The following is a 5,691-nucleotide window of genomic DNA, read 5'->3' as shown; positions in this document are numbered from 1 at the left end:
TACATTTGTTTTCTGATTTAGTGACAATGGTAAGGAACAGTTATGCAAATCAACTTAAATACTCCGGGCACAGCGGCTACATCAACAATACAAACTGTTGCTCCTGCTGCTCAGGCTAAAACCACCACTACAACAGCACCCTCTACTGCAGACACTGTCACCTTATCTGCTGAAGCAAAGGCGAAGCTGGCTGCAGAGCAGCAAGAATCTAAAGCAATAAATCCAACACTGACTACATTAGGTGGTGGCTGGGGTAATGAACCACCAAAATAAGAGGTAGTTTGTGGGGACATTTATTACGACTCTTGCTGAGTACTTATGGGTGTTGTGCATAGGTTCTCTACTGCTGTCCTTAGTCTGGTCGGCCAGTAAATCTGCACGAATAACCATATTGATACTCACTTTATCGGGATTAGCTCAAGACAGGATTGCTCCTTTGCTGATGGGGATATCTGAAACATCTCCTGAGCTCGCTCGCTTACTTTGGTACCCAAGTTGGGTGATATGTCAAACATTGACGCTTGGTATCATCTGGGTTATTCATAGAAAATTCGTATGGGCGGTTGAACAAATCACTCAATTCATTTGTTTAAGCATCTTGATGCACTCTGTTCTGCAGGTAGCGAGATTCACAGACAGAGTCATATTTGGCACTGATCTATTGGGTGGTATATACAAATATGGAATACCAGCTATAAATATCGCAGCAATTTTAGCGATATTTTTATGGTCCATATCAGGAGCCGTCAAGCACAGAAAGGAACTTCAGGAATGCTGACTTTTGTTATGTCTGCAATTACGTTTGGCTTTTTACTGTTAAGTCTGTTTTTCTACAAGAAGTTGATTGGAATGTCAGATGCATTAAACATTATCGAAAAGCAGGTGGCCGCTGATATGGAGATCCGGGCGCATAGATTATGCCTGCTTGCATACGAAGCGCAACGGTTCGGTAACTCTGTGGATAGACGTGCTTTGGATGAAGAGTTTAAAGATTTTTTGCACCTGTACATTGAAGACTACCAAGCAGAAGTCGCAAAAAAGATCAGAGAACATAAGCTCAGCGAGATTTCTGCCTACGGATTTATTAAATTAGATAAGTAGTCATAACAACAAAGCTGTGGACAAGATCTGTCTTGTCTTATTTTAAATGCCCCCCACTGCTTCTCATAGTGATGCACGCCAGCTTTGGCCACCTTTAGATTTGACTGATGCTGCTTGTTAAGAAAATTCTGAATATCTTGCTGAACCTGATGCACAGCATCCAGTAATTGGGCTAAAGCAAACTCCTCGGCATGAAACACAAAGGTTTTACTGGCAGGTTCAAGCCAGCAAAACATGGCTTCATTATCCATCCAGGTGATCACCTGATTAAAACCGGTTAAATGATGCGCTTGATAACGACGCAGAGCAGTATTATCCCGCACTGAATGATCCAGCTCATCTGCATGACGCCATAACGCCTCATTCCGCAGTGGATGGTTTAGATCAGGCAGGTTGATTTCACTTCGCAGCGCCATGGCTCTATGACACAAATCCAGCCCCAGTTCTCCGCAACACTTGGCGGGCCAGAAAATCCGGGATAATTGATAGCTATGGATCAGAATTAAATGCACGGCATCGTACATATCTTCACAAGCCCGGCGCTGACAATCCCAGTCTTCAGACCAGTCATGTAATTGTTTGATGGCTCTGTCCAGTTGCTGACCAGCCTCAACGACTAACTCAGCTTGCAGTTCTGCCTGCTTCATGTAGACCAATAATTCTTTGGCATCCATTTCAACACTCCTGTAAGACGAGACAACACCCTGATTCGGGTACTCTGTATTTTCAGTGTAGAAAGCAAAAAGTCCTTTGCAAGCTGACAAAACAGAAGCTAAGTTATAGATTTTCCAGTTATTACCTATTAACGGTCCTTCAATAAATCTAAGCTGCTGAGTTCATGTGATATAGCATCTTTTGGATTTTTCAGATTTTTTGTATTTATTTTCAACAATCTGCTGTTCTGTTCAGCAAAAAAGCGAGTCACAAGCTATCGGTTATAAAATAAGATGGCCGTTCTAAACCGGGCTTTCATCAAATAGTTACATCTGTTTTTTAAACTTTGACGTACAATAACTGCCTTTTTCGTTGCTGCAGAGGAATTTTATGCTGGGCTTTTTTGAACGCTTAACCAACCCTTTCCCTGATAAAGAGCCAACTCAGCCACCTCAAGGCCTGTTTGCATTTTGTTTGCATTACAGTCAAGGCATGGTGTTGCCTCTGATCCTGATGTCTATTGCGACAGCCTTACTGGCCGCATTAGAAGTGTCCTTATTTGGCTATATGGGGCAATTAGTCGATTGGTTGGTAACCAAGAATCCGGCTACTTTCTGGCAGGAAGAGCAGGATACCTTGATCACTATGGCCATAGTGATGTTGCTGGTGTTGCCTGGTTTGGTATTTTTTCACTCAGCCCTGATCCACCAAACTATATTGGGTAACTACCCTATGTCGATCCGCTGGCTGGCGCATCGTTATTTACTGAAACAAAGTTTGGGTTTCTACCAGAATGAATTCGCTGGTCGCATCGCCACTAAAGTGATGCAAACGGCTTTGGCAGTGCGCGAAACGGCCACCAAGCTGCTGGATGTGATGGTGTATGTGGTGGTGTATTTTGGCTCTATGTTGTATCTGATCGCCGATGCAGATTGGCGCTTGGTACTGCCGATGATTGCCTGGTTAGTCATATACACCGGCTTGCAGTTTTATTTTGTGCCGAGACTGAAACAAGTTGCAACAGAACAAGCCGATGCCCGTTCAGAAATGACAGGCCGTATTGTCGACAGCTACACCAATATCAGCACTATTAAACTGTTTTCACACACGGCTCGTGAGTCAGAATACGCCCGCGATAGCATGCAGCTGTTTCTGGTGCCTGTGTACAGACAAATGCGACTGGCTACCTGGCTCAATATTTGTGTGCAGGGTCTGAACTATCTGTTGGTGTTCTCTATTGCCACGCTGGCGATATGGCTTTGGTCTGTCAATGCCGTCACTGTGGGCTCTATTGCCATCGCAGTCAGTCTGGCGCTGCGTTTAAATGGTATGTCGCAGTGGATCATGTGGGAAGTCAGTGCACTGTTTGAAAACATAGGTACTGTGGCAGATGGTATTGCGACTTTGTCTCAGCCTCAGCAAATCATCGACAAAGCTGATGCGAAGCCGCTTGAAGTGCCACAAGGTCAGATTGAGTTTAAGCAACTGAACTTTAACTACGGCAAAGCAGCAGGTGAACATGGTCCTGTGATTGATGGTCTGGACTTGTCGATTAAACCCGGTGAAAAAGTAGGTTTAGTCGGCCGTTCTGGTGCTGGTAAATCCACGCTGGTGAACTTACTGCTGCGCTTTTATGATGTCAATTCAGGCCAGATTTTGATAGACGGTCAGGACATCAAAACTGTATCACAGGAAAGTCTTCGCGCTCATATAGCTATGGTGACCCAGGATACCTCCCTGCTACACCGTACTGTAAGGGAAAATATTTTATATGGTCGTCCTGGCGCTACCGAAGCGGAAATGATTGAAGCAGCCCGTTTAGCCGAAGCCGATGCTTTTATTCAGGAGCTTACCGATCCTAAAGGCAACAGTGGCTACGACGCTCAGGTGGGCGAACGTGGAGTCAAGCTTTCTGGTGGTCAACGTCAACGTATTGCAATAGCTCGGGTTTTACTGAAAAACGCCCCTATTCTGATTTTGGATGAAGCCACCTCAGCGCTGGACTCCGAAGTAGAATCAGCTATTCAGCATAGTCTGACTCAGTTGATGATAGGCAAAACGGTTATAGCCATTGCACACCGTTTATCTACCATAGCAGCTATGGACAGGCTGATCGTTCTGGATCAAGGTCGTATTGTGGAACAAGGCAGTCATCAGGAACTGATCGCCAAAGGCGGTATTTACGCTCAATTATGGGCGCATCAAACCGGCGGCTTTATTGGTGTGGAATAAATAATAAAGGTCAGAGTCTTGGCTCTGACCTGTTGTTTTTAGCTTAAACGCGGGTCGGTTTCAGCGACCATCGGCCGGTTTAAATGCGCATTTCTGAACTGTAATAATACAGGGAAGGGTTTTAAGTCGACTAAATCGCGGAACAATATCCAGTCGATTAAAGTGAACAGACTGATACCAGGATAGTCCCAGTCACCGAAATGCCCTGCCCTGATTTGTTGCTCAAGTGCCTCTAGCGTCGCCTGAATTCGCTCATGCTGAAGATTAAAAAACAATTTATCTTCAGTCACGTCAAAACCTGAGCGCTTACAAAGCAGTAATTCAACCAAGGAGTCTGTGCAGGCATTGATGGTCGTCAGACCGTTTTCCTGATCCCAGCTCAATGGTTTGAATTTCAGTTTCGAAGCCAAATAACGATAAATTACGCCTGAATCAAAAATAACCTGCTCTCCATCCACTAACACAGGCACTTTGCGTGCCGGATTATGTTGTACCAACACTGAACGGCCTTCAGACTCAAAAATATTAAGCGCTACAAACTGATAAGGTTGCCCTGCCAGTACTAAACGTAAACGACGAACAAAAGGGGAAGCCACTGAACCTAATAACTGCATAACCTACTCCAATTTCAAACCATAGCTTTAGTGTACAACCAGAGTCAGCGGCTTAGATAGTGCTGATAGTCTGTTAATTTGGGCTTAGGGCAGAAAGCTTTTTCAATTCAAATTGATACGCAGTCTGAGCAACCTGCGCAATGATAGCTTCATTGGTTCGGCTTGACTCGGCTGAGTCTTTCACAAAAACAGCAACCAGCAAGGGCCGTCCATCAGGCAACAGAATGATACCTAAATCATTAGTGGCCGCAGTTTTTCCGGCTTTGATACCCGAAGTACCAGTTTTATGTGCGACCACAGTACCAGCTGGTAACAAACCTTTTAACCGCTCTGGTCCTGTGGTGGTTTCGACCATCCACTTCCATAACAAAGCCTGCGAGGTTTCAGACAGCTGTGTTTTTTGCTCAAACTTTTTCAGGATCTCTGCAGCACCTTTCATCGAGGTCCAGTTTTGATACTGCACCTGATCATCGGCGTGCATCTGCGCTTCATTTGCGACCACAGCGGTCTCCTTTATACCCATAGACTGGATATAGTCATGCAAAGCAGCTGGTCCACCAACCAGTTCAAATAACAAATCACAGGCCACGTTATCGCTGTGCGAGACCGAGTATTGCAGCAGTTGCTGCACTGGAACACTAAACTCGTCTCCCTGATACGCTTTCATTATCGGAGCCCAGGTATTCTGTAAAACCTTAGCCCTGTTTACGATAACGGTCTGATTTAAATCCAACTTTCCCTGATCAACCTGATGCAGTACCAACATAGCTAAATGCAATTTAAATACACTTTGCATTGGGAATTTTTCAAAAGGATTAATCAGTAAAGGTTCCAGATCGTCAGGCCCCCACACTGCAACGCCTACAGTGGCTTTTTTTCCAATGACTATGGATTCAATTTGCTCTTTTAACAGTGGGGATTGCGCTGAGGTTTCGAATGAACTAAAAGATACCATCAGTAGCGTCGAGGCAGTAACTACAGCTTTTATAATGACATTCATCGGATTGTCCTTTTGATAAGTCGATATGAATTATACAAAAGGCAGCCAAAGCTGCCTTTTTAGGGTATAGGAAGTATAAACCACCTTTTT

6 protein-coding genes are annotated in these 5,691 nt (G+C 44.6%); 3 read left to right on the top strand and 3 right to left on the bottom strand.

Features of this window, described 5'->3' with window-relative positions; genetic code table 11:
* The first annotated feature begins 42 nt into the window (after positions 1-42).
* Both PR809_RS19825 and PR809_RS19820 read left to right on the top strand, forming a co-directional pair.
* Positions 43-273, top strand: coding sequence for a hypothetical protein (locus PR809_RS19825; protein WP_032495677.1), 231 nt, complete (start codon positions 43-45; stop codon positions 271-273).
* A 498-nt stretch (positions 274-771) separates the two neighbouring features.
* Positions 772-1,101, top strand: coding sequence for a hypothetical protein (locus PR809_RS19820; RefSeq protein ID WP_033917513.1), 330 nt, complete (start codon positions 772-774; stop codon positions 1,099-1,101).
* Here the strand turns inward: PR809_RS19820 and PR809_RS19815 are convergent.
* Positions 1,074-1,775: a hypothetical protein gene (locus PR809_RS19815; protein ID WP_032495674.1), complete on the bottom strand. Its 702-nt coding sequence runs from the start codon at positions 1,773-1,775 to the stop codon at positions 1,074-1,076. The genes PR809_RS19820 and PR809_RS19815 overlap by 28 nt on opposite strands.
* Positions 1,776-2,145: 370 nt before the next feature.
* Between PR809_RS19815 and PR809_RS19810 the strand changes: the two genes are divergently transcribed.
* Positions 2,146-3,987, top strand: a complete 1,842-nt coding sequence (locus PR809_RS19810; RefSeq protein ID WP_032495614.1) for an ABC transporter ATP-binding protein — start codon at positions 2,146-2,148, stop codon at positions 3,985-3,987.
* Between the two features lie 38 nt (positions 3,988-4,025).
* Here the strand turns inward: PR809_RS19810 and PR809_RS19805 are convergent, their stop codons facing one another.
* Together PR809_RS19805 and PR809_RS19800 are read right to left on the bottom strand one after the other, a co-directional pair.
* Positions 4,026-4,601, bottom strand: a complete 576-nt coding sequence (locus PR809_RS19805; protein WP_001176353.1) for a glutathione S-transferase family protein — start codon at positions 4,599-4,601, stop codon at positions 4,026-4,028.
* A 73-nt stretch (positions 4,602-4,674) separates the two neighbouring features.
* Positions 4,675-5,601 (bottom strand): inhibitor-resistant extended-spectrum class A beta-lactamase PER-1, encoded by a 927-nt coding sequence (locus PR809_RS19800; protein ID WP_001100753.1) that lies wholly within the window; start codon positions 5,599-5,601, stop codon positions 4,675-4,677.
* Positions 5,602-5,691 lie beyond the last annotated feature (90 nt).

This window comes from Providencia sp. PROV201, from assembly GCF_028479545.1.
GTDB classification, from domain to species: Bacteria; Pseudomonadota; Gammaproteobacteria; order Enterobacterales; family Enterobacteriaceae; genus Providencia; species Providencia huaxiensis.
The sequence above is the reverse complement of the archived record's forward strand: the minus strand, read 5'-3'. Positions and strand labels throughout refer to the sequence as shown.